The organism is Thiohalocapsa sp. (assembly GCF_019695415.1).
Classification (GTDB): Bacteria; Pseudomonadota; Gammaproteobacteria; order Chromatiales; family Chromatiaceae; genus Thiohalocapsa.
Map to the genome: position 1 here is coordinate 1 of NZ_JAIFKJ010000544.1, position 2448 is coordinate 2448.

Below are 2448 nucleotides of genomic sequence, written 5' to 3' on the forward strand. Positions count from 1 at the left end.
CGGGGCGTCCTGCCCCGCGCGGGAAGCGCCAATAAATCGGCGCTTCCCTAAGCGCGAAAGTGAGGCCGGGTCCAGATCGGGGTCAAACTGAAGCAGCGTCCGAACAAACGGCGTGGCCGTGAGTAAAGGTCCTGCGGCCGGCTTTTGCACAACCGACGCTTGACACCGAGCGGCAAACTGGATCAACGCCAGCATCAGTCACAAACCCGTAAAAATAGATAGCACTCTGAATTGCGTAGAAAAATCTGTTGGCCAAAATTTGGTCAATCCGACAAAACCGTCGCAAACCTTTGACCCGCCGAGAGCGCAGACGAATCATCCACAGGGTTATCCACAGGTCATGTGGATGTCCCGGATTTCACTCATGCCGGTAACGAATTGCGTGAGATCAAGTCGAAGATTCCTCAAGTGATGTCCGTAAGTGCCTGAATGATGCAGCGCAGCACTTGCCTATCTCCGTACAGTCCCCGCTACGCTGGATGCGCATCAGCTCCCTCTCCCGTGGGGGTTGTGTTGGCTGCCCTTGTTTCCTCCCCGGCCATGATGTCTGTGGGCGTTCCGCTGCGGCCCGGTTCCATTCCGGGGCTGGCATCCCGTGGGGCTGGTTTCGAGTGGATACACGCAGGCGGTTGGCTGAGAGGGCTGACGACCTGCAATGAGGCCGATCCGTTGGGGCGGGCGCGCTCGAAGGCTCCCGCGTGCCCGCAGTGACCCGCGCCGGCACAGGCCGGCGTTCCTCGCCGCCGGCAGCGCGGTAGGCCGGCCCATGACGACAGGACGTTTAAGGTCCGACAGCTCCAGTCGTCCGATCCTCCAGGGAGTCCTGCCCATCAAGGCATCGCAGGTACCGGCGGAGATCATCGCCGGCCTGACGCTGGCCGCGCTCGCGATCCCGGAGGTCATGGGCTACACCAAGATCGCCGGCACGCCGGTGGCGACCGGGCACTACTCGATGCTGATTCCGGCGGTCCTGTTCGTCCTCTTCGGCTCGTCGCGGCACCTGGTCGTCGGCGCCGACTCTGCGACGGCGGCCATCCTGGCGGCCGGACTCCTCGGTTTGGCCGCGGCGGACTCGGACGCGTATGTCGCGCTTGCCGCCGTGCTCGCGTTCATGGCGGCAGGGTTCCTGCTGCTCGCGCGCCTCATCGGGCTGGGGTTCCTCGCGGACTTCCTGTCGCGCACGGTGCTGGTGGGCTTCCTGACCGGCGTGGGCGTGCAGGTGGCGCTCGGACAGGTCGCCGGGATGCTGGGGCTCGCGGGCAGCGGCCACGGCACCCTGGGCAAGGTCTGGGGCGATCTGCAGCAGCTCGGCGAGGTCAACGGCTATGCCTTGGCCACGGCGGTTGCCGTGCTGGCGGTCATCCTCGGCGCGAGGCTGATCTCCCGCAGGATCCCCGGTGCGCTGATCGCGGTGGTCTGCGCCATCGGGCTCAGCTGGGCATTGGACCTGGGGCAGAGCGTGGGACCGGCACCACTGCCGGTAGGCTCTTCATTCAGCTCAGGAAAACTCTACTCGGACTCTTCGGTGTTGATGTGACCGAGGCCGAGCAGGTGTTCGAAAACGCTGGCGATCTGTGGGGCCTCGAAGCGATAGAAGGCCCGCAGGACCCATCCCAGCTCCAACACCACGGTCAGGGGTACGAACAGGCTGGGGTTGTTCGTCATGATCGCTCGCGCGATGGGGCGCTGCTTGGCGGCATCGGGGTCGTTCGGGTCGTCGACGTAGAAGCGGGCGAGGATGTTGGTATCAAGGGCGATCATCTGCCTCGGCCCGCATCGCCTCCGCCACGTCGAAGTCCGCAAGGCGCCGCTCCCCCGGGAGGTCGCAGCGCAGCATGCCGTAGCCATCCTCGGCGCGCGAAGGCGGTATCGACTTCAGCGGACGTATCCGGATGCTGTTCCCTTCCAACGCAAAATCCAGCTTGCTGCCCGGCACCAGACCGAGCCGGCGGCGGATGACGGCGGGGATGACGACCTGGCCTTTGTCAGAGACGGTGACTGTCGGCATGCTTTTTCCTCGATTTCTTACCTGGTAAGAAACCCCCTGCATCTAGCACGCGTGTCCGCGACCGGCAACTCACGACAGCCTGCAGCGCAGGGGCCGATCCCGGGCGCTCTCACCCGACCGAATCTCTTCACCTGTCTCGGGGAAAACGGGCCGTACCGCCGTTTCCCTCGTCGACACAGCCCACAGGCTCCGCATTCCGGGCTCAGGAAACGATTCGGCTGCGCCGTTGCATGAGCTGTGGGCACAGCTCGATGTCCTGCCTGTTGATGGCAGCGAGGCTCAGACCCAGGCCGATCCGGGGGCGAGGCCTCAGCCGCGTGCGCGGTGAACGCGGCGATCAGGCAGAGCGTGACGATGATGAGCTTCATGGTTTCTCCTGTAGGGCACCTCGAAAAATGCCTTCCATGGCATTTTTCGAGACGCGAAGCGAAAACGCGGTT

The 2448-nt window shown here is 64.4% G+C and carries 3 protein-coding genes; 1 reads left to right on the plus strand and 2 read right to left on the minus strand.

Annotated elements, in window-relative coordinates; all coding sequences use genetic code 11:
• The first annotated feature begins 766 nt into the window (after window positions 1-766).
• Window positions 767-1537: a SulP family inorganic anion transporter gene (locus tag I6U14_RS15045; RefSeq protein WP_296900336.1), complete on the plus strand. Its 771-nt coding sequence runs from the start codon at window positions 767-769 to the stop codon at window positions 1535-1537.
• Here the strand turns inward: I6U14_RS15045 and I6U14_RS15050 are convergent.
• On the minus strand, window positions 1510-1761 hold the full coding sequence (locus I6U14_RS15050) for a hypothetical protein (RefSeq protein WP_296900337.1): 252 nt from the start codon (window positions 1759-1761) through the stop codon (window positions 1510-1512). The two genes, I6U14_RS15045 and I6U14_RS15050, sit on opposite strands and share 28 nt — an antisense overlap.
• Window positions 1748-2008, minus strand: a complete 261-nt coding sequence (locus I6U14_RS15055; RefSeq protein ID WP_296900338.1) for an AbrB/MazE/SpoVT family DNA-binding domain-containing protein — start codon at window positions 2006-2008, stop codon at window positions 1748-1750. The genes I6U14_RS15050 and I6U14_RS15055 overlap by 14 nt, the downstream gene beginning before the upstream one ends.
• Window positions 2009-2448: the final 440 nt, after the last annotated feature.

Excerpts from the sequence above, each read along its gene's own strand:
- I6U14_RS15045 (WP_296900336.1), top strand. The coding sequence starts at position 767 with ATGACGACAGGACGTTTAAGGTCCGACAGCTCCAGTCGTCCGATCCTC.
- I6U14_RS15055 (WP_296900338.1), bottom strand. The coding sequence starts at position 2,008 with ATGCCGACAGTCACCGTCTCTGACAAAGGCCAGGTCGTCATCCCCGCC.
- I6U14_RS15050 (WP_296900337.1), bottom strand. The coding sequence starts at position 1,761 with ATGATCGCCCTTGATACCAACATCCTCGCCCGCTTCTACGTCGACGAC.